We start from the raw sequence: 21,141 nt of genomic DNA, 5'->3' as shown, positions 1-21,141 counted from the left end.
GAGGCCAAAATCATGGCAGCAAAAAACGTACTCGATGCAAAACAAGTAAAGCGAACGATTAGCTATAAGAATAAGGATGGCGAGGATGTTACTAAGGAAATCACACTGAACCAACCAAACTATGAAACGGTGCTCGATGTTAATGACATGCAACAACGTTCAGGCGGTTTTCGTGACTTTGGTAGCGTCTATGAAACGTTGATGAAGGAAGTTCTTGTAAACCCTCGGATGGATTACAAATTCATCAATGAATCTGTTGAAAAGAATAAGGATGATAAGGGGACTATCGAGTTTGAAGATCGCGATGGCGGTACAGTAAAGCTCAATGTGATTTTCCCTAGCGCACGAGAAGCAACTAACATCATCTTCAACATCCAAACGGCAGACGGATCTGCTAACCTGAAGGAACTTTTAGGCACGTTGAATGACGATGTTTTCCGAGACGATAAGGGTCATAAGATTACCTGGGCTTATTGGGATGAACACGGTGGCGGATACAATGCGCTTCCAGAAGCTAATAAGTTTCTGTTAGATGCCTTAGTTCACACCGGGTTCTGGACCATGATGCAGGAAGCCAATTCCTTTCTGCAAGAACGAGCTTAGTTCCCAATTCATCGATGAGGAAGGTAATACTGATCATCGAAAAATTCACGCCTTAAGAGAATATAACTTGATGTTCACATGGTCGAAAATGAAGAAATACGGTCTGATTGATTCTATTGCTCAGGGTAGAAAGTTGACGTTTGACCAGTACCTGATGTATGAGGATTTGCTTCATGACTTAGAACTCGAAGAGCTGTTCTTGATGAATCATGCTATAGCTATGTCGTTTGGCGGAGATAAGAAGGAAGGTGGCCCAAATGGCGGAATCCCTGAGGTCTGAAGATGTTAGCATTCAGATTAAGGCTAACCTTGAAGCCTTTGATAAAATTGACGAGCGTTTCAGTAAGTTGCAAGAAAAAGCGAGAATCCTAAATGAGCGAGTTGGCAATCTCTTTAAAGAGACTCCCAATACTCGCTTTTTTAGTAGCCTGAATCGCCAATTGGGGACTACCGACAAGCGACTTGATTCTGTCCAAAATTCGGCATTAAGTTTTAAAAATAGTTTCAAAGAAATGACCGGCTCGTTACCGACGTACGAGAAGAATATGCGGGGTGTTAACTCTGCGCAAAAGGAATTTTCAACCCGCAATAAATCTATCACGTCGTCCGTTGACAAGTCGCGACAGGCCCTCGGGAAATTCAATAACTCCTCAACTAGTCGAGTTTCCCGAAGTGTTGACTCAACCAATAAGTCCGTCAAGCGGATGCATATATCGACCAAAAGCTTAAACGCCACTGGAGATAAGTTTCTAAATGTGGGCCGCAACATGGCAATAACATCAACAGCGATTGGTGCTGCCATGGTCAAGGGTGCAAATGACGCGATTAAGTTGCAGAACCAGTATCGTGTCATTAATAATTTGGCCGTCTACGGTGGTGAAAAGCAGTCGAAGGTTACCAAGAATGTTGGTAAGATGCAAAACCAAGCGGCCAAGTATTCAACTCAGTATGGGGTAGCACAAACGAAGCTGTCTGCAGGGTATGAGGAACTGGTTCGGCGTGGTTATGATTCTAACCAAGTCTTAGCGGCACAGAAGACTTTCTTACAAGGTTCTCTGGCTTCAGGGGACGATTATACCGACGTTGTTCACAACGGGGCTGCGGCCTTGGAACAATTCGGTATGCGGACCAAGAACACCAACCAAATGATGCAGAATACCAAGACGGTCATTAACCAAATGGCGTATGCCGCTGACCTCACGGCCACTGATTTTCAGGGGATGGGCGACGCGTTTCGATATGTTGGGAATACGGCTCACACAGCTAACCAGTCAGTTGCTGAGACAGCGGCTGGTGTCGGTATTTTATCCAATGCAGGCATGGAAGACACTGTTGCTGGTACTGGGTACCGGAAGGTCTTAAACTCCTTCTTGTCGCCTAATATGGGCAAGATGAGTCAACAAGCTCCAATTATGGAAAAATTTGGTTGGACCAAGAAGAGTTTCGAAGACTCTAAAGGTAATCTAAAATCAATTGCTGACTTGATGGATATGGTCAATAAGAAGACGAAGAACATGGGCGGTGCTGAAAAGGCCGACGTGTTTAAGCGCTTCTTTGGTACCACTGGTCAAGAAGCAGCGATTGCTTTGTCGCGAGATACTAAGGGCTTGCGTAGATTAACTGACCAAGTTTCTCGTTCTCAGAACATGAAGGGCGGAGGATACATTGCCCAATTGTCCAAGAAGAACCTCATGTCGGCGAAGGCACAGATTGACATCTTCAAGCAAGCTGTTAGTGGACTGGGGATTTCATTTGCGACGACCGTATTGCCTAACATCACCGGCTTGGTTAAGGGCCTTGATAAGATGCTCTTCGCCATCAATGAGATGCCTAAGGGCACTAAAAAGTTTGTCACGTCTGGTATCGCTTTAGCTGCTGGGATTGCTCCAATATCGCTGGCATTAGGTGGATTATTAAAGGGTATCAGTATGGCGAAGACGGCTTGGTCAAGCATGGCTAAAGTTATGCGAAAGCCAATCAATGGAGGCTCACTCCAGTCGGCTAGCAACGCGACAGAGGCTATTGCTAACGAAGAAGAAACGGCTGTCGGTTCAACAGGTAGCCGGATGGGCACAACCCATTTTAGCAATGCTAAGAACTCTGTTAGAGGTTCTGGATTCAAGTCTCAATGGAACAATTCCAGTTTAATGGGGAAACTAGCTGTTGGTGCCGTCGGTTTGGATATTGGCTATGACTTTGTCAAAGCTACCAAGCAGGGACTGGATACCGCAGCTGGTGGACAAACACTATGGAATGGTGCCGGCAAGACTATCGGTGGTGGACTAGGATTTTACCTTGGTGGTCCTCAAGGTGCCGTAATGGGGGCTTCAATTGGTGATGGGATTACCAAAGCACTTACTGCAAAGAAGATTGATAAGTACCTAAGTAGTAACTCTACCGGTAAAGATCCCAATGCAAAGATTGTAGAAAAAGATAAGCACCAACAGAAAAAGTTGCGTAAGCGGTATTACACACAAGGAACACCTGATTCAGATGACGCTAATAAAGTGTTAGGTCAGTTGAATTCTAAGCCATTCCGTCACCAGAGAAAGTCAAAGGCTTCGGATCCTTACAAAGGGCTGTCCAAGGATACAAAGTAGTTTCTTAAGGACACTCATTCAGAGGTTACTAAGGCTAATGACAATTTCTTGAATATTCTGGGGACTGGTTCCAAGGCTGCTGTTTCAGTTAACAAGTCCACTTACTCAAAGGTTCTAACTACTGCAAAGTCTTATTCTAAGTCGCAAACGACTAGTGCAGATAAATCTATTAATTATCTCAAGAAAATTGGGGCGATTAGTGGTTCTGAACAAGCCAAACAACTTCAGAAAGAGAAGGGTAGTGGGGCCAAGCGAGTTAACGACATCAAGAGTACAATTTCCAAGATTGAGAAAGCCGAAAAGAATGGCGGTACTGATAGGGCTGCGCTAGTTTCAAAGCTTAATCGTCAATTGCTTAAGCTCACCGATGCCGGTACTAACAAGCAGAAGCGACTTTATAAGGATCTCAAAGAGAATGTGGGGCATCTCACCACTTCGCAATACTCTACGGTCATGAAAAAGAGTCGTGCAGCTCGTAAGCAAACCATCTCGGATGCTAAGAAGCAATACAATTCTCAAACTTCGACGGCTTTCAAAACATACAAGAAGACGTTAAAGTCTGCAAAACAGATCTATGGCGTTCATTCCTCAATGTACAAGTCGATCAAGGGATCGGCGGACAAGCAGTATGATAAGACGACTTCCGCAGCCTATCGTCAATATAAGAAGACCGTCAAATACGCTAATCAACAAGCCAAAGAAGTTGTACAAGCGGCGGCCAATGCCGCTGGTGGTATCAACGGCATTATGGGAGTTATGTCTAATAACATTGACGACCTTGGAAAGCAACTTGCTAAGGCTGTTGGTGGCACTTGGCAGAAACCAAAGTCTAACGATCAGTCATTTCATGACAACACCAACCCGGCGGGAAACTTAGCTAAGGGTGCTAAGAAGCTCCAGAATAAGGAAACGAGTTCGGTTCTTAAAAGTGGCCCATCAGTCAAGCTGACATCGTCTAGTTCGGTGTTTTCCAAAGCTACTGGTGGTTCAATTTTCAAGCACGGCATGTCGATGGTCGGCGAAAACGGATTTGAGCTGCTTCAACGAGGTAAGAGTTTTAAACTAATTGGCCGGCATGGTGCTCAACTTATGCAAGTTGGTCCGGGCGATCGGATCTATAAGCATGCTGACGCCGTCGCCATGACTAAGGGTAGTTATGGGGAGCGTATCCCCGGGTTTGCTAGTGGGAATGCTAAGCCCAAGCAAAAGAAGAAAGTCGCTGTTCCGGATGCAGCATCCGTTGCCAAAGTTAACAGCATGGGTGGGACTGAAACGGTCGTTAAGCGGTCGATGTCCAAGATTAGTAAGAGCATCGCAAAAGGATATTCTTCGGGAACCGAGAAGTCGAACAAATCGATTTCAAAGTTCAAGTCTAAGAACTCATCTGAATGGAAGTCGATCCACAAAACGACCGACAAATATACCAATCAAATCCGTAAAGGTACTGTATCAGACTTTGATCAAATGCAAAAAGGTAGTCAGAAGCAAATGATTCAGCTCCACAAGGGCCTGAACTCTGCTGCAAAAGCAACTACTAGTGACTTTGGAGACATCATGGGTCGATTGAAGCCATATGCTCATAAGGCTATGGGCGGCGCGATTACGTCCCTTAATGGTGGTATTAGTGGTATCAACTCAACGCTTTCTCAATTTGGCGGAAACAAGTCAGTTTTGAAACCAATTCACTATGCAACTGGTTCTAAAGGCCCAATTAGGTCTGATCAGATGGCAGTCCTTAACGATGCTAAGTCGGGTCCACGTCAGGAACTTGTTGCTCGTGGTGGGCAATTACTGAAACCTGAAGGAAAAGACGTATTGACACCTTTGAAAAAAGGTGATGAAGTTCTGAATGGGGCCCAAGTTGCTCACGCTAGACAGTTCTTGCCACACTTTGCTAAAGGGACTGGCGTTTCGAAGGATAAATTGTTATCTCTGATTGAGAAGAACTCCGGAAAGCCTAACGATGCGTGGAAGAGTGACTTCACCAGCCATTTAACCGATGGTAGCGGACCTCAGTTAGCGTCAGGGGTCCAATCACTCGGAACAAAGGCCGCAAATAGTAAAGGTGTTCCTTGGAATGCTGCAGCCTGGAGTGTCATGAACGCTGCTGCTCAAAGCGGTGGTGCTGGTGGTAATTGGCGTCATGACCCAGGCATGACCAAAAGTAACGGATTTGGAGCTAGCCGTTCGTTTGGTTCTCACGATGGTGTCGACTTTACGGGGCCTCAAGGTACCCCAATTAAGGCTGTGCACGGAGGGATTGTCACTAGAGCCGGTAAACCAGTTTGGGACTTCAAGGATTTGGGCTATGTGGTTACTGTCAAGTCCGATGATGGTTGGCAAGAAATCTACCAGGAGTTTGGTAACGCCAGTCATATCAAAGCCCATGTTGGTCAAACGATTAAGACTGGTGATACTGTCGCAACTCAAGGCGGAATCATTGGCTCTAGCACTGGCCCCCATGTCCACATTGGGGTCTCTAAAGGTTCGCTGTGGAATCATGGTGGATCTAGTACTCGTGGCTGGTATGACGTTACTAAGATGCAAGGAAGTTCCAACGGGACTGCTAAGGCTCCTAAAGCAAACACGGCTTTGCAGAAATTTGCTAAGAACCAGCTGAACGCAGCTGGGGTATTACCTTGGATTACTAAGAATATTGCCCCACTCACTGAGGATGATAGTGGTGGAGGTGGAACGAGTGCTGCACCTTCAGGCAGTCATAAGCATTGGCTAGAGCAAGCGGGTATCCCTGCGAACCAGTTTGGTGCTTATAATGCCATCATCACACCTGAATCTGGGTGGAATCCTAAGATCCATAATCCTAGCAGCTCGGCTTATGGGCTTCCACAAGCCTTGCCTGGCTCTAAAATGGCCTCCGCAGGCTCCGATTGGAAGACAAATCCAATCACTCAACTGAAGTGGATGAAGGGCTATGTCAAAGGCCGTTATGGCGGTATTAACCAAGCCTTATCTTTCCGAAAGGCTCATGGTTGGTATGCTAAGGGAGGAACGCCTCCGTTAAACAGCTGGGTTGGTGTCAATGAAGAAGGACAAGAACTGTTCAAGACAAAGAAGTCTGGCAAAATTGTCCCTCATAAGGAATCACAGCGTCTGGTCTCAAAGGCGACAGGTGGTGGCACCAAAATTGCGCCACAGTATAACGTTAAGGTTGAAGTCAACGGTAACGCTGATGATGCCGCTATTACTGCGGCCGTAAAACGTGCTCTTAAAGAACACGATGAAGAACTCATTGCTAGAATCAATGCCCAATCGGGCGATGATTCCAGTTATGAGTTTATTTAGTTACATGGTTTTAAGAAAAGGGTGGGTTGGAATGGCTACGAGTACGGCCTCGGGAAAATTATCAGTCGCGATTATTCGCGGATTCTCAAATACTACGGTGGAAGCCAAGATTGTTAAATGGACATCCAAAGTATCTGAAATTAACTCAAAAATTAAACAAACACAATCATCGATTGATAAATACAAAAAGCAAGAAGATACAGCTAACGACACATTGAATAAGAAGAACGGTTATAAAGCTGCCAAAGCGGCTTATGATCACATTGTTTTAGAACTATCGAAGGCCAATAAGTCTTTGACCAGTGCAAAAAGTTCTGGGACTAAGAAGAACCTTAAGGCTAAGATTAAGACTTTGACCACCCAGCAGAAGGATGCGTATTCAAAGTTGACTAAAATTGCGAGCTCATCTTCTTACAGTAAGTCCGCAAAAAAATTAACTGAATCACTGAAGAAACTAAAAACTCTGAATTCAAATATGACGAATCTTAAATCAACAAAGACTAGGTATTCTGGATATTTGAAGATGTATAAACAGGTTAAGAGCGAACGTGATTCCAAAGCCGAAGCAGCGGCGAAAGCCAAAGTAGCTAAGGAAATCCAAGCAAAGATTAAGGCCAATAACGAACTAACACCCGATAAGAAGGCTGGGACTGGGAAGACCGCAATCTATCGAGCAGATAAGAAAGACCCTACAGTTTGGTTTCTGGCAGAACAAGAGCCAAGCGAAACAGATGTTAACGATATTCCGACTCAACCGGTCGATCGAGGAGATCCCCGCGCTCGGTATAGTCGACGGAATGCGAAGACACTTTCAGGAACCTATTACATGTTCGGAACTGAACAGCAAAGTATTGATTCCAAGTTTAATAAGTTCCAAAAGTGGGCACGCTTGGGATATGAGCTCGAAGTTCGAGGATTCTCAAAGTTTGCCCATGCTCGTATTCAAGAAGTTGATAAAAATCAGTTCTATGGGAATGCTCTAAAGATGACTATCTCGTTTACTTATATTCTTCCTCAGAACATTGGTTATACCAAAAAGAAGAAAAAGAAAACCGTAGCGAAGAAAACGAAGGTCACTGGTAAAGGGTCATCCAAGACTTCGAAGAGGTATGTAACTGCAAAAGCAGGGACTACTTACTGGGGTATTAGCCAGACTAAGAAGGTAAGTGTCAAAAGTTTGGAGAAGATGAACAAATGGCCTGCAAGGAAGATTCCGATTGGCGCTCGCGTCAGATATAAATGAGGTGATTTAGATGGCTATTTATGATCATTTTGAATTGGATCCCGACCAGTTACCGTACTCATATCCAATTGACATCGACGATGAAGAATATTTGCTGGGATTCTCGTTTAACCCGGTTTCAGGACAAATTATTGCAGAGCTTAGCAATGACAACGGTTTGAATGTCAGTGATCCGGTCATTTTGGATCATGAACTATTCTCATATAGTCAGGACCCTCGTTGCCCAATGACTGGCATTGTTCCGCGTGATGAATCAGGTCAGGAAACTGAAGTTAATCTAGGTAATATTAATCGTACGGTATTTTTGACTGCCAACGATATCGAAAGAAGTGATGTTGACAATGGTGCAGACACGGAATAAAGGCGTTTTTTGGGGCTACAAAACCGAAATCACTATCGCTACTTCGAAGGGAACCTATAAGTTCTCTGACCATGAGAAAAGTGGATATGGCGGGAAAATTATCTTTGAACTACCTTTTAATACTGACGGCAGTGTTAATTACGTTGACATTACGTTTTACAATTTATCAAAAGCCCATGCTGAGGTTTTCAAAAACAAGCGGAGATTCACAATTAAGTCAGGTCCAGAGGAACTGTTTGGTAAGTTGGCAGAGGGTACAATCATATCGCATGAGGAAGAGCAACGAGATGGAGCTGATTACTCTATAAAGGTTCGCTGCCTGGTCGGAAAGGACTATTCGAAGGATGCTAAAATTTATTCTTATGCTAGCGGTTCAAAGAAGACTAAGCATAGTTTCACTATCAAAAAAGGTGAAGTGATCAAGTGGAACACTAAGAAAAAAGTTAAGGTCAAGCTTAGTTTTCGTAAGGGAACCAAATCCAGCACAATTATCAAACGAATCTGTCGGCAAAGCGGAATTAAGATATCGCCAATGGATTTAAAAAAAGATAAGGTCAATAAAAAGGCTTATACAGTTGGGCCCAAGCCATATTCTGCCCTAAAAAAGCTTGCTAAGGCATGTGGATCAAAGCTTTACTATCGCCGCGATGGATTGGTAATAGACAGCTTTGGGAAGGCTAATCCTTATAAAGAAAATATTTATTTGGACGAGACACACGGAATTGAGTCTATGACCATCAATGAAGACGATGATGGTAAAACTACCTATTCGGTAACAACGGCACTAGACCCTCGAATAGACGCTGGGTCAGTCGTCTACATTAGTTACGATGGTGTTAAAGGATGGTTTAGAGTTCTGAACGGGTCTCATAACAGTGACGCTTATACCACGGAATTTGAGGCGAAGAAGATTGACTAAGATGAATACAGTTCAACGCCTAGCCGACGCTCTAACGAATACAATTCCCCAATCAGGCAGCCAGGATGACCATACGCATGCGGCAGCTAGAATTACCAGCATATCGGGTGATTATGCGGACTGTAAGCTACTTGGAAGAATGGAGGATGAAGAATCACTGATTATTCGGGATGTTATGATCTCTGATAGTTGCAAGTGGATTCCCGTGTCATCAAGCAGTAACGAAAAAATAAAAGTCGGAGATACGGTATGGATTGGCTTCTCCGACCATGACCTATCAAACTTTACCGGTAGCAATGATTATTTAATTGATTCCGAGAGACGACATGACCTTTCTGATGGGGTTATTGAGGCGGTGATTAAGCATGGTTGATTTTGCGCTAGATGATCAAAACGACGCGGCGTATAACAGTGACACTAATGATATTGATAAAGACGAGAGCCTGATTCATCGGGTCCTCGTCTTTTTAAATACTAATATTGGTGAGCTTCCTTGGAACGTTGACTTCGGTATCGATTTGTCTCAAGTAATGTTGGATATCCATGATCAGGCAGCTTTGACGATGGAACTGGATGAGTGGGTAACCGCACGTTTTGAGGATGAGGTTGAGAACATTGAGGTGACCGGGATCACTTACAGCAAAAGACAAGCTCATATAAATATGGTACTAACCACAATAGATGGCGATTTGATAAATCTAGAAAAAGGAGTTGATGACGATGGGTCTGACTAATGGGGGCCAAGGCTATGAGCGAAGAGAAATTGATGAGATTCGAGCTGATCTGGTCTCGATTGCTCAAAATGAAATTAGCTCTGATGTGGGAATTGATGACACCACGCTAATTGGTCAATTTCAAGGCGCTATGGCCTATGACGACGACTCCATTGAGAAATTAGCTGAGGCAATTTATTATTCGATCTTTATTTCGTCTTCAACGGGGGATACGTTGGACCGCCATGGGTTGGATAACTCCATATTTCGTAAGCCAGCAGCGCAAGCTGTGGTTACGCTTCAAATTGATTCGTACGTTGGCGAATTCTTGGAGTCTGATTCGTCGATGTCAACAGCAGACGGCGTTGTCTTTAAGACGGTTGATGATGTCACCTTTGATGAGCCATCCATGGTCGATGATCCTGACAAGCCTGGGTCACAAATACCGTTAGAGGATGATGATGGTACCCCAATTTGTCGACAGACCGTAACTGCGGTTGCCGAGGAAACGGGAATTCAAGGGAATATTGGTGCGAATCAGATTACCTATAACGTGGATGGTAACACCAACATCTTCAAAGTCACCAATCCTATGGCAGCTGAGGGTGGTCAAGAAGCAGAGACGGATATGGCCTATTCTGCCCGTTTGATAGCGAACAATACGAATGGTTCTCCCTCAACCGAGGATGGCATGAAGACTGCTATTGAGAATACTCCAGGTGTCGTACAAGCTCGGGTAGTTGGAAACAACACATTAAAGCCAGATCAATACGGTAATCCGGCCAAATCAACTCACCTTTATGTTATTGGTGGAACGGATCAAACGGTTGCTGAGGCTTTTTTCCACTGTATGCCTGAGGGTACTTTGACGGTTGGTGAAGTTGCATCAGACGTGATAAACAAGTCGGGGGATGTTCGTACGGTTAAGTTTAGTCGGGCCGTTGCTAAGGCTGTGTTAATTAGTATTCAACTAACGACGAACGATGATTTTGATAGCGATAACGGTATCGACAATATTAAGAAGAACCTGATCACATTCTTTTCTAAATATAGAATGGGTGATCAGGTTTTATTTTCGCAAATATTTGGCCAGATTTGGTTAGTACCTGGTATTTCGAATCTGAGTTTAAAAATCGGTACCGATAAAGATAACTTGGCCCTGGAAGACATTGCCGTTAATGAGTTCGAATTGCCGAGTCTGTCTATGGAAGATGTTGAGGTGACAGCCGATGTTTGATGATTTAGATCCAACTAAAATTAAGGATGCGGTTAGACAGGGGCTTTCAGCGTACTTCAACCAGGAAGATGACTCGGTCAATCAGGCAATTATGGACATGATAATCCATCAATTTGATAATAATTATGAAAATTTGTCAGCAATATTCAAGCAACTTTCCCTCGACACAGCCACTAGCGACAGCTTGAATAATTACGCGAAGGACTGGGGCGTTAATCGGATCGATAATGACGATGATTTTCTCAGATTAATGATTAGACTCGCTCAGATTCGGCATAGAAAAGGTGTTACTGAGGATGATTTGATTACCATCATCGGTTTCGCTCTCCAGGCTCCATACAATGAATTTTCGCTAATTACTGATCGTGAAGAACTCAATGGTGAACCCGAAGCAATCAAGCTGACCAATATTCCGAATACTTATAGCAAATCTGCACGAAAAAAACGATTACTGATTAACACTTTAGAGCACTCGGTTACTCCCCAAACGCGAATTGTCAGTGTTGACTTTCAGGCTAAGGCAATTCAGAACTTGTTCATCGCCACGGCCACATCGCGTAATCGGCAGCACTTCGCTGTCATGGACTCGCAGGTCGACCGTGAACATGTCGTTGGGGATGGCTCGACTATCGTGGCCACAGTAACGCAGAAACAGCGGATTCACCGCATCGTAAAGGAGGGATAGCAATTGCAATTTGATACTACCTATTTGACCGAAGCTGGTCGATCACTGGCAACGGGCACACTTGGGGGGTTGGATAAAATCCAGTTCACCCGAGCAGTGGCCTCAAGTCATGACTACTCAGCTACTTCGGTTAACGATTTAAAAAAGCTCACATCAATTGAAGATGTGCAGCAGACAGTCGACTACTCACGAATAATTAAGAAGGATGACACTACCTTGACTATGCGGGTAGACTTTCCGTCTAAAGATGTGACGACAGCATACAGTCTCTATACAGTCGGGTTTTATGCACGACCAGAAAACGGGGATGAAATTCTGTATGGAGTATTGCCAAGTTCTTTGCCGGATTACATCGCTGCATATGACGGCAAGTCCAACTTAAATGATTCATTCCAGACTGATACAACGGTGAGCGATGCCGATAATGTTTTAATTACTGTCAGTCAGGCTGGTTCACTTAATGAGGCCGACCTTGATGCAATCTTTGCATCAAAACACATTGCAACTATTGATGATATAAAGGCTAATATTCCTGCCACCGTCATCGATGGCAGCAAGCCAGCGGACTTCAAGGAAGCCGTCACGCTTGAAAAGGGTGCGGTGGACGGTGCTGGCAATAGCTACGTCACCGATGACCAGGCCGTCCTTAAAACTGATATGCGCAAACCAGCCAATCAAGTTGCCGGTATTGATGAGGTTAATGCTAAGCAGGACAAGCTGGATTATACGCCAGCTAACGATGCTAATATGTTTCACCGTAGTCCTGATACTGGGGCGGTGACTGAGTCCGGCAACTTTCCTGGGTTGCAAGTAAAGGGGGTATCAGTCGCTACCAGCGACGATTTGAATAATTATTATCATGCTAATGCTAGTAATGATGCAGCATTAGCAGCAGCAAAAGCGACACCGGTTCCTGGCATTTTCTGGTTTGAGGAGGTGTAGCATGGGTCTTTACGTTCAAGGCGGAAAAAAAGTTGGTGGCATGTATATGGCTGATGGCCGAGGGAATGCTACAAAAGTAGGTGGCATGTATTATGCCGATGGCCGAGGTAATGCTACAAAAATATATTCGAGCTTCTATCCATCTGGCTATGTATTTTGGCAAGCTAATAATGCTAACGGTAACGGATTTGGGATAAATGCTACTAAGGCCCCTACAATTATTCCAGATACTTCAATTAATCAAAAAATAAACATATCTGGAATTAAAAATGGCATTAGAGTGTATATCAACATCAATCAATACTATGGGTATAGTGATGCTAGAAAAATAAATATGCTATTTAATTGGAATGATTCCATAATTCCCGGTGGTTATACCAACCTATATTGGGAACCATCAGTTGCCACTATTGATATACCTGCAAACCAGATGGCTGGAAATAGCACGTTATATATGAGCGCTCATCGTGGCAATCAATGTAGTGTATTTATTAACTGTGATTCTAGTGGATTCCACTTTATATCAAAAAATCAAGGCACGGTTTTCGATTTAACTGACACCAATTATAATATTTTTTCAATTCTTTTGGTTCAAAAAATAGTTGCAATTTAACCGCGAGGAGGAACAGAAATGCCAATTTATTATGTAAAACCAGATTCAGACAACAAGTTTCCGGAAAAGGATACAATGCCCGTACTTGAGTCAGCGGACGGACTACGGGCAGTCAATATCCCAACTACCTCGATTCAATACTTCACTCGCTACTGGTGGATGTATGCATTCAAGAGTGATGATTCGCAAGAAGTCACAGCTCCGGGTAACTTACCCAACTTGGATATCGACTATCTGCAAGGATTGATTGACAAGGAAGGTGAAACTATCCAAGGCTTGCAAACAGCATTGGGAAGTGCCACAAAAGCTCAAGTAGAAGCCCAGAAGCAATTTGTTACTACGCAGGAACAATTTCAAAAGCAATTCGTCGGCCTGTCACAGCAAATTGTGGCAGTTCAAAAGCAGATTGCAACTAAGGCAGAATAGGAGGAATCATCATGGAAAATAATCCATTTTCAGCGCCAAGCATTGAAGACGCCAAATTATATGCTTCATGGGGCCTAGACATTAGTTACATGGTCAACTGGTGCATCACACCAGAACAGTACAAAGACCTGACAGGTAAGGACTACACGGCACCGACGACGGCTACCACCACCGCCTAGGTGCTTTTATTTTGGAGGCGTAAGCATGCATCGTATTAAAGATGGTCCGTTTCAACGGGCCTTTTCGCATTGGAATCATTTTTGTTTTGGCTTATTTTCACTGGTAGGTGGTTTATATATTTGGTTTCATCAAGGCTATTTGGATGATCCACGGGTGACACCGCCGCCACCACCGTCACCAACCGAACATGCAATCTTTGCCTTTGCTGACGACTGGTGGTTTTCATTGTGGTTAATTATCTGTGGTCTCGCTATTCTGGTTGGCGTCTTTCACAACCGGCGGTTGTTACGTGATGGTGGCCTAGTCGCCCTATCACCGGCAATGGGGGCCTTATCAGTGGCTTTTATTGTTCGGGGCTTGTTTGATGTGCGGTTTAACCTAACGTGGGTATTCGCCTTACTCATGCTGTTCTTGCTAGTCGGTACGTTGATTAGGGGGGACACGCATGGATATTAAGTCCTGGGCAGTTGCTTTAGGTGCGCTGGGAACGTTTGCAACCACTATCTGGGCTGTTATTCATGGCTATCATTCTGACACACGGCAAGCTGACCAGGATCGCCAGGGCATGGAGAAGTACATCATGGAGCAAGTCAAAGCTGATAACGAATTGCTTCGTAAAGAACGCGAGAGTGATCAAGCGCAATACTCACGGAATCTGACCGACTTGAAGGCTAAGAAAGATGCCATGGAACAAGAATTTAACCAGCAGATTGCCTTGAAGGTTAGTGAGAATAAAGCTTTGCGAAAACGCAACGCCGCTTTAGAACGTGAGAATCAAGCGTACTGGGAACGGTATGGTGATCTTTAGGAGGAAAAAGCATGAATGAATTTACGAAGATTATTAAATTACTCAACGACACCGGTATCTTAGGTGTCTTAATTTTTGCCTTAGTTGGCTGGTTTACCCGGATCAATCCTGCTTTAAAGACCAAGATTGCGGCGAATAAGTCCGCTACTCAACGCGAAGTGTTGGGACTGTTAGACACATTAGCGTTCAGTGCTGTCAACCAGGTGGCCACTAATTATGAAATGCCAGGGGAAGAAAAGCGTGAGCAGGCGATTGCTGATGTAACAGGCCAAATGAAATTATTTGGTCATGACAGTCTGGCACCGGCAATTATTTCATCAGCCATCGAAAAAGCGTATCAGTCGATGACCACGACGGAGACGAAAGCCCAAGCAAAACAGGCTGAATACAATGCCGCTCTGGCGGACACAGAGCAAACGTTCGCTGATAAACAAGCACAACTGGACAAGCAAGCTGCGACAGTGCCCGCTGAACCAGCACCCTTAGATGTGCCAGAAGACGTGGCCGCTACGGAGGGAGATGTGAAGTGATGCCGCATTATGATGTTGTGGATACGTCCAATAACAATGGAATCATGACCGTTGCCAATTGGCGTTCAATGAAAAAGTATGGCGTCAAAGCCATGATAGCTAAGCTATCCGAAGGCACGTACTTCACTGACCAAACGGCCAAGCAAAGCATTCGTAACGCGGTATCTGCTGGCTTACACGTCAACGGCTATCACTTTGCCCGATTTACGACAGTGGCTGGGGCTAAGGCCGAAGCCCAGATGGCAGCCCGAAGTGCGCTTAAGGCAGGATTGGGCAAGAGCAGTGTGATCGTACTTGACTTTGAAGCCACCAACTCTGGTTGGAATCAGAACTCTAAAATTGTTAAGGCCTGGATTAACGAAGTTCATCGCATGGGCTATCCCAAAACGGATGTCTATACGATGGGTAGCTGGATTAATTCAGTGCCATTGAACAACTCGGGCCGTGGTGGTTGGGTAGCTAACTACCCTTATAATCCGTCAGGATTTAAGCTCTATACCGGATATAATGGTTGGCAATGGACATCAAGCATGCACTTCCCGGGCTGTTATGGAACATTTGATGTGTCCCAGATGTACTCTAACTATTACTACGGCACCGCAACCAAGGCGGTTAAACCGAAGAAGGCCATCTATTACCGATACAATCCCAAGATGATCTATGCCCGGACGCCAATTAATCGCTACAAGGACGTTGCCTTCAAGCACAAAGTGGACAACTTCCCGGCCGGCACCGTATTTGCGATCGCCAAAGTAGTGACCTATGGCAAGATTACCCGGTTCCAATTGGCAAACGGGCATTACATCACGTCTAACCAAGACAATGTAAATCGACTTTACTATGTGGCTGGTGGTGATGTCAAACGAGTGAAGTCTGTACGCGGTACTCATCGGTACAAAGATAAGGCCCTCAAACATGTTGTGGACTGGCAGCCAGCCGGCACTGAATTTGATGTCGCTAAGATCGTCAAGTATGGATATACAACTCGGATTCAGTTGGCTAATGGATTATTTATTAGTGGCAACAAAAAGATTAACAGTTTTATCAAGTAACACACGAAGACGCTCACTCCTGACGGGGTGGGCGCTTTTTGAGTGTTTACGTTTTAACGAAAAACAATTGAAAGGAAGTGAATTGCCCAAGACGACGATTCCTCTCGGCACTAAAGTACCGAGTTTCCTCGTCTGGCAACTCTTATGAAACAGAGGAAATTGCCATCGCGCATTTGCAGGATAGGGCCAAAAAGGCGCTTGACCGAAAGATTGAGATGGAATCTCGTCTATCAGAATAGTGCACTATAATAGAAGAAAAGTTGATGACCTAATGGGGTTATCTGGAATCCGGATCAGATGGTATAAATTGGTATAAAGAAATATTTTTAGAAAAAAATCACCCCAAAAACGCCCATCCATAAATGGAATGCCTTTATACCAAGGGTAGAAAGCTCTATCCAGTCCCCACCTCCGGTATGATAAGGAACATGTTGATGTTTCAAAGAGCAACGACGTTATGATGACGTTGTTGCTCTTTTTTTGTCATTAAGATGGAATATCTTGAGCCGAAGCCCTTTTAGAGTCGATTTGACGACCACTGAATGAATTCTTGACCCTTTTTACCGGGGCAACATGACAGAGAAGCTCAGGGGCTGCCTAAGCATTTTAAATGTCCTATCTTAGACGGTCGTGTCTGGGAGCCCTTGAAGGGGAGTTGGCCAATAATTGTTGATCAGCTGTGATCGGCAGCGGTGTTAGGATATCAGCAAATACTGAAATAGGGAATTTTATTCTTTGACCGTTTAGCGGTTCGGAAAGCTTGGGTACATGTTAATCATCTGAATGAGCTACAAATCAAAGGTGATTTGCATAGTCCTTCACCAGACCTGGGAATTTCAGGTTGTTCACGAGAATGATGGGGTTGTTATCCAGAGAAGGGTGTGACCCAGACGTCGTTCAAAGATTCGTCCACACATCACAAATTATAAAGTGACAAGGACGGTTAAGCCAAGGCTAGTAATTAATGAAGGCGATTGCGAGACTTTGGTGCAATGCTGCCAATTAGTTCTAGCTAAATTTAACAGGGTGGGGATTCTGATCAACCGCCATAAATGATTGCTATCAAATAATCAGCGCTCAGTGTACGATGCTTCTTCAGAGGAGGCGGGTTTGGGGGCATGTTGATCTGCAGCTGCAGGTTACGTCATTTCAACTTTCGCAAATGGTTGTCGTCTTTCTTCTTTTGGGGAAGGGGTGTCAGCTCCCATGGGGAGATTTAATAGCCAAGTTGTTGAACGACATTTTTACGAGGATCGGTCTGAGTGCGCTGAATTGCCACGAGACGGTTTCTGACTACTGCACGGGCAAATTACATGAGATCACTTGTAAAATGCGACAGGAACTAAATGTGAGCCTCATTTGATCTGCAATTAAGTTATCAACATGGCTTATTGACGCGTATCGAAGACGTTGGTTATAAATTGGACAAAATAAAAACCCTAGCTGGGCGGCTAGGGTTTTTCGGGTATTGCAATGTCATCAGTCAGATTTTGTTAGTCGGTGTAAGCATTTTGTAAAGCAACCTTGTCTTGGTGGTCGATTGATGCGTAACGGTCAGAGGCATACATAACACTGCTCTTGCTCTTAGAGTGGCTCAAGCCTAAAGCATGGCCAATTTCATGAGTCGCAACATTGGTACGTTGGTTCTTGGAGTAGTGGTACTTGCTCAGTAAGCTACGGTTCAAAGTAGACTTAGCAGAAACGATTTCGTTATCGTTGCTCTTCTTTAAGTATGAGTAATTCGTGTAACCAGCTAATTTGCCGCTCTTGGTACTCAATGAAGCAGAAGAGGTTAAGGTGATGTCAGCTTTTTGGCCAGCCTTAGCAGCCTTTAATTGAACAACGCCAACTTTGTTCCAACGCTTAACGGCGTTCTTCCAAACACCCTTGTAATATGAGGAAGAGGTGCTCGTCTTGTATGTAATAGTGGTATCTTCCCAACTGCCCCATGAAGGAGTGACGGTGTTGGTGGTTGCAGATGCGATGATGGTTGAACTGAAAGTAGCTAACGTCAGAACGACGGTTGCGATGACTAAGACTGCCCATTTAGTAATTTTTGATAACATTGTAAATACCCGCTTTCTTTTAAATCCGAATAATCATTTTTTAGGTTGTTCCCTATCTGATTGACTATGGTTAGTATAGGACGGGTATCAAAGGAGTTGATCGGTCACTTCTGCCAGTGTGGACAGTTTCATGGGGACATTATTGGCGAAGTGGATATAAACGAGCGAAAAGTACCTCTTAGAGCACGACAAATGGTTACACATCAACGATTGTGGCTATAAAGGTAACTCCGAAATTAGGCGGATTTTTCCTTTTTTTGAACACAAAAAGGGCGCCTCCGGCTTCGCGAGCTAAAACCCAACGAACCTGAGACGCCTGTAAGCGCTTTTGTGAAAGAAACTAGAGTGTTACGAACATTGCGTGCAACTAAACCGGTAAACTAGTTACACTTCCCGAAATTTGACGGCAGTTCCGTAAGCAGCGACGGATTGCATATCTTGTCCAATAGAACCAGAATCAAAACGCATCATGACGACGGCATCGGCTCCCATAGCGGCAGCATTACTTCGTAAACGGTCAACGGCAATGTCCCGTGACTCTTCGAGCATTTTGGTATAGTCCTTAATTTCACCACCAACAACGTTCTTTAACGATGCGCCAATGTTCCGAAAAACATTTTTGGACTGCGTGGTTAAACCGAACACTTCCCCAATGACGGTGTAGTCGTGGCCGGGAATTTTCTCGGTAGTTGTGACTAAAATTGTTTCCATTATGTTTCCTCCTCTTTGACGTCTTTAACTATACGCATTTTGACTTTCGATAACAAGCAACCCTTAAACGAAAATAAATGTTGGTGGCTGAATATAAACTTCCTTATTATTGAAAAGCTGTATACGGGCGGGGAAAATCTCAAACTTATACGCGAATACTAGCTCAAACAGGTGATTTGTTCCATTTCCATAGCATTCAAGTGATCAATCTGACGGGTTCGTCTAATTATTTATCATTAATTGAAAGTATCTATGTCGACAGTAACCTGTTAAAGTGACGTTTAAGGCCAGTCGGCAGCTAACGATTGCCTCCAGAGAGGATAACTTATGAGCGACGATAAAGATTCAGGTGACCAGGTGCATCGAACACCTGATAGTGATACGCCATTAACTGAGGAGCAGTGTGAGATGATTGATCAATTTTTAGAGATTCGTGAGGCCTATCGTTTGATCGTCAAGCACATGGAAAACTCCCTGCAAACGTCCCTGAACCATTACCAAGAACAGCGGCTCTTCTATCATGATATAAGTGATCTGGGCCACTTTCGTCGCAGTTACTTCACGACGGTTGGCTACTTCCTGCAAGAATCAATCGAGACCTCGTATCGCTTGGAGATCTGGGACCGACATTCGCATCGAAAGCTTTCGTTTACGCTAGATGAACTGGAGCAAGCGGATGAGTGTGAGGTCAAGAAGGGTACGGCCGTTGAAACCTTAAATTACGGCAAGTTTGGGTATCGTTTACGCCGGACCTTCGAGATCCGCCACCATCACTTATATTGGTTGAAGACGCAATTCTACATTGCTGGGAAGCCAGTTCCGTTAGTTGATGGTCTGATGATGTTGGAGCGTGATCTAGAAGAGCATACACTCTGGTTGAAGGGGTCAATTCTCCATATTAAGGACTTTACGTAAGATTTAGTCTAAAGAAAAAGTCCAACCAATTGAATGATCGGACAATTATTTTAAAGACGGTTGAGTCGTTAGAAACTTAGTCAATTTTTGCTCAGTCGTCTTTGTTTGGCCACGTAGCAGGTCTGTGTGATTAATACCGACGACGTTGTGTGCCGGAATAATTCGGTCACTATCTTGGAGGATCTTAGAATCGACCAGGTAGATCCACTCAGGATTCAGCTGTAAATTCCAGTGATGTTCTGCCTGGACCATGGTGCGATCGAGATGTAAAGCAATTGCTAATTTTTGACAAAAGCGATCGACTAGCGCGGCATCAACGGTGGGGTTACCAGTCAGAGTGGGTTGATACTTACCACTCAAGATGTCACCAATCACTTTAATTTTTGTCATATTGGTTCCTCCGATATTAGATGATGCCTCATTTTAGCATGAACCCTATGTGGGCCGGGCATTCTAAGGGGGAGTTTAGCGAAACTTTAAAAGACTGGCGGGGATGTTCGGTTTTTATCTAGACTAGCAGACTAGATGAGGATTAAGGCTCCAACGATAACCTGAACGATCCCAGTTGTGATGAGTTGGTAGCGGGCGTTGAGTTGATGTTGGAACCACCGATGACTGCCAACCAGCAATATGATCACGAGACTCCGCCAGCTTAGCGGTAGACTCAGCAAGGACACGACCAGGATCCCTGGCGTGATTAATGTTAGGCGCCAATCTGTGGCCGTTGGCAGGAAGTAACGTTCGAACAGGGCCAAGTAGCTGGCAACCAATGGAATTAGCGGCCAAAGAAACTGTGTAGCTAGGTAGTGATTGCGCAGGAAGAACAACATGACGGGAATTCCCACGCCGATGAGAAAACTGAAAACCAGGAGACCATAAATTGACTGTAATCCAAGCTTAGGGACACAGAGGAGAATGAGCATCCCACATATAAGGAAGGAAAAGGCTTGGACCATGCCCTCACTGGGTGCCGCAAAGAGACCGAAGACAGCGGCAATGCACACTAACAAGGGGCCAAAAGTCGAGTGAAATTGTCGGCGCAGAATTAGGAAGCAGCCGGCCGCCATAAACAGGCCATAACCAACCAGGAAAAGTTTGACGGAGGTCGAAAGTGGTGTCCCGGTGGAGGCAGTTGATCCGGCCAACCACCAAAGACAGTTTTGAGAAAAGGCAAAGATTAATAGTTGTTGCAGTGTTCGATTTTTGATGAGAGCTTTAAGTGTGGGCATTGAAT

Annotated in this window: 23 protein-coding genes; 19 read left to right on the top strand and 4 right to left on the bottom strand. The window is 44.5% G+C overall.

Annotated elements, in window-relative coordinates; all coding sequences use genetic code 11:
* Positions 1-12 precede the first annotated feature (12 nt).
* From LSE01S_RS05125 to LSE01S_RS05040, 18 genes are all read left to right on the top strand, one after another.
* Positions 13-603 (top strand): hypothetical protein, encoded by a 591-nt coding sequence (locus tag LSE01S_RS05125; RefSeq protein ID WP_061776553.1) that lies wholly within the window; start codon positions 13-15, stop codon positions 601-603.
* A gap of 257 nt (positions 604-860) precedes the next feature.
* Positions 861-3,203: a phage tail tape measure protein gene (locus LSE01S_RS05115; protein WP_061776551.1), complete on the top strand. Its 2,343-nt coding sequence runs from the start codon at positions 861-863 to the stop codon at positions 3,201-3,203.
* A 48-nt stretch (positions 3,204-3,251) separates the two neighbouring features.
* Positions 3,252-6,506, top strand: a complete 3,255-nt coding sequence (locus LSE01S_RS05110) for an aggregation-promoting factor C-terminal-like domain-containing protein (protein WP_061776550.1) — start codon at positions 3,252-3,254, stop codon at positions 6,504-6,506.
* A 31-nt stretch (positions 6,507-6,537) separates the two neighbouring features.
* Complete coding sequence (locus LSE01S_RS05105; protein WP_061776549.1) at positions 6,538-7,749, top strand: hypothetical protein; 1,212 nt, start codon at positions 6,538-6,540, stop codon at positions 7,747-7,749.
* A 10-nt stretch (positions 7,750-7,759) separates the two neighbouring features.
* Positions 7,760-8,110, top strand: a complete 351-nt coding sequence (locus tag LSE01S_RS05100; RefSeq protein WP_061776548.1) for a phage baseplate plug family protein — start codon at positions 7,760-7,762, stop codon at positions 8,108-8,110.
* Positions 8,091-9,029, top strand: a complete 939-nt coding sequence (locus LSE01S_RS05095) for a hypothetical protein (RefSeq protein ID WP_061776547.1) — start codon at positions 8,091-8,093, stop codon at positions 9,027-9,029. The genes LSE01S_RS05100 and LSE01S_RS05095 overlap by 20 nt, the downstream gene beginning before the upstream one ends.
* Before the next feature lies 1 nt (position 9,030).
* Positions 9,031-9,402 (top strand): hypothetical protein, encoded by a 372-nt coding sequence (locus LSE01S_RS05090; protein WP_061776546.1) that lies wholly within the window; start codon positions 9,031-9,033, stop codon positions 9,400-9,402.
* Positions 9,395-9,763: a hypothetical protein gene (locus tag LSE01S_RS05085; protein WP_061776545.1), complete on the top strand. Its 369-nt coding sequence runs from the start codon at positions 9,395-9,397 to the stop codon at positions 9,761-9,763. The genes LSE01S_RS05090 and LSE01S_RS05085 overlap by 8 nt, the downstream gene beginning before the upstream one ends.
* A complete protein-coding gene (locus LSE01S_RS05080) occupies positions 9,750-10,979 on the top strand; it encodes a baseplate J/gp47 family protein (protein ID WP_061776544.1) in 1,230 nt (409 codons plus the stop codon). Before LSE01S_RS05085 ends, LSE01S_RS05080 begins: the two co-directional genes overlap by 14 nt.
* Positions 10,972-11,664: a hypothetical protein gene (locus LSE01S_RS05075; RefSeq protein ID WP_061776543.1), complete on the top strand. Its 693-nt coding sequence runs from the start codon at positions 10,972-10,974 to the stop codon at positions 11,662-11,664. Before LSE01S_RS05080 ends, LSE01S_RS05075 begins: the two co-directional genes overlap by 8 nt.
* A gap of 3 nt (positions 11,665-11,667) precedes the next feature.
* Positions 11,668-12,606, top strand: a complete 939-nt coding sequence (locus LSE01S_RS05070) for a hypothetical protein (RefSeq protein WP_061776542.1) — start codon at positions 11,668-11,670, stop codon at positions 12,604-12,606.
* Position 12,607: 1 nt separating this feature from the next.
* Positions 12,608-13,219 carry a hypothetical protein gene (locus LSE01S_RS05065; protein WP_061776541.1) on the top strand — a complete coding sequence of 204 codons (612 nt, stop codon included), beginning with the start codon at positions 12,608-12,610 and terminating at the stop codon, positions 13,217-13,219.
* 18 nt (positions 13,220-13,237) lie between these two features.
* Complete coding sequence (locus LSE01S_RS05060) at positions 13,238-13,645, top strand: hypothetical protein (protein WP_061776540.1); 408 nt, start codon at positions 13,238-13,240, stop codon at positions 13,643-13,645.
* Positions 13,646-13,656: 11 nt separating this feature from the next.
* Positions 13,657-13,824, top strand: a complete 168-nt coding sequence (locus LSE01S_RS10920; RefSeq protein WP_156470474.1) for an XkdX family protein — start codon at positions 13,657-13,659, stop codon at positions 13,822-13,824.
* Positions 13,825-13,849: 25 nt separating this feature from the next.
* A complete protein-coding gene (locus LSE01S_RS05055; RefSeq protein WP_235808303.1) occupies positions 13,850-14,281 on the top strand; it encodes a hypothetical protein in 432 nt (143 codons plus the stop codon).
* Positions 14,271-14,633 carry a hypothetical protein gene (locus LSE01S_RS05050; RefSeq protein ID WP_061776539.1) on the top strand — a complete coding sequence of 121 codons (363 nt, stop codon included), beginning with the start codon at positions 14,271-14,273 and terminating at the stop codon, positions 14,631-14,633. Before LSE01S_RS05055 ends, LSE01S_RS05050 begins: the two co-directional genes overlap by 11 nt.
* 11 nt (positions 14,634-14,644) lie before the next feature.
* Positions 14,645-15,163 carry a phage holin family protein gene (locus LSE01S_RS05045; RefSeq protein WP_061776538.1) on the top strand — a complete coding sequence of 173 codons (519 nt, stop codon included), beginning with the start codon at positions 14,645-14,647 and terminating at the stop codon, positions 15,161-15,163.
* Positions 15,163-16,215: a GH25 family lysozyme gene (locus LSE01S_RS05040; protein WP_061776537.1), complete on the top strand. Its 1,053-nt coding sequence runs from the start codon at positions 15,163-15,165 to the stop codon at positions 16,213-16,215. Before LSE01S_RS05045 ends, LSE01S_RS05040 begins: the two co-directional genes overlap by 1 nt.
* 1,493 nt (positions 16,216-17,708) lie before the next feature.
* Here the strand turns inward: LSE01S_RS05040 and LSE01S_RS05035 are convergent.
* A complete protein-coding gene (locus tag LSE01S_RS05035) occupies positions 17,709-18,281 on the bottom strand; it encodes a matrixin family metalloprotease (protein WP_061776536.1) in 573 nt (190 codons plus the stop codon).
* 384 nt (positions 18,282-18,665) lie between these two features.
* Positions 18,666-18,992 (bottom strand): heavy metal-binding domain-containing protein, encoded by a 327-nt coding sequence (locus LSE01S_RS05030; protein WP_061776535.1) that lies wholly within the window; start codon positions 18,990-18,992, stop codon positions 18,666-18,668.
* Between the two features lie 327 nt (positions 18,993-19,319).
* On the opposite strand from LSE01S_RS05030, the gene LSE01S_RS05025 reads away from it, so the two are divergent.
* Positions 19,320-19,907, top strand: coding sequence for a hypothetical protein (locus tag LSE01S_RS05025; RefSeq protein WP_061776534.1), 588 nt, complete (start codon positions 19,320-19,322; stop codon positions 19,905-19,907).
* 45 nt (positions 19,908-19,952) lie between these two features.
* Here LSE01S_RS05025 and LSE01S_RS05020 read toward each other — a convergent pair whose 3' ends face one another.
* Both LSE01S_RS05020 and LSE01S_RS05015 read right to left on the bottom strand, forming a co-directional pair.
* Entirely contained in the window at positions 19,953-20,297 is a 345-nt protein-coding gene (locus LSE01S_RS05020; RefSeq protein ID WP_061776533.1) for a hypothetical protein, read from the bottom strand.
* A 131-nt stretch (positions 20,298-20,428) separates the two neighbouring features.
* Positions 20,429-21,136: a hypothetical protein gene (locus LSE01S_RS05015; protein ID WP_061776532.1), complete on the bottom strand. Its 708-nt coding sequence runs from the start codon at positions 21,134-21,136 to the stop codon at positions 20,429-20,431.
* Between the last annotated feature and the right edge of the window lie 5 nt (positions 21,137-21,141).

It is taken from the genome of Levilactobacillus senmaizukei DSM 21775 = NBRC 103853, assembly GCF_001592085.1.
Classification (GTDB): Bacteria; Bacillota; Bacilli; order Lactobacillales; family Lactobacillaceae; genus Levilactobacillus; species Levilactobacillus senmaizukei.
The sequence above is the reverse complement of the archived record's forward strand: the minus strand, read 5'-3'. Positions and strand labels throughout refer to the sequence as shown.